We start from the raw sequence: 606 nt of genomic DNA on the forward strand, positions 1-606 counted from the left end.
ACCACCGATATAGAGCTCTCCCGCAACACCCACAGGAACCGGTGCTCCATGCCCGTCCAGAACATAAACCTGCGTGTTCGCTATCGGACGGCCAATCGGCGGCCTACCCATCTCGTCTGTACGGCACTCGTGCATGGTCGCGCAGACCGTCGCCTCCGTCGGGCCATAGGCGTTTATGAAACGGCGACGCGGTGCCCATCGCTCCACCATCGCTGCCGATGGCGCTTCACCGGCCACCACGAGCGTGCGGACTGAATTGAGCGTCGAGCCTTCAGGCAAAGCCGACAATACCACTGGCGGCAATGTCACATGGGTAATATCATACTGATTGATCGTCTCGATCAAGGCGGCGCCCACCTGGACCACGCCCGCCGTGGTAAAGCACAGGGCAGCGCCGTTGCTGAGAGCCATCACGATTTCCCACACGCTGGCATCAAAGCCGACGGCGGCGAACTGCAGCACGCGGCTACCCCGTTTGATGGTAAAGGCACGACTTTGCGCCAGAGCCAGATTGACGACGCCGCCATGCTCGTTCATCACACCCTTTGGTTGTCCGGTCGATCCGGAGGTGTAGATGACATAGGCCAGGTTGCGCGGCGTCAGGCC

1 protein-coding gene is annotated in these 606 nt (G+C 61.2%); it reads right to left on the minus strand.

Features of this window, described 5'->3' with window-relative positions; all coding sequences use genetic code 11:
* A partial coding sequence (locus ACTJKP_RS27115) for an AMP-binding protein (protein ID WP_440632866.1) occupies positions 1-606 on the minus strand: 606 nt, incomplete at both ends.

It is taken from the genome of Brucella sp. 22210, assembly GCF_052045675.1.
Classification (GTDB): domain Bacteria; phylum Pseudomonadota; class Alphaproteobacteria; order Rhizobiales; family Rhizobiaceae; genus Brucella.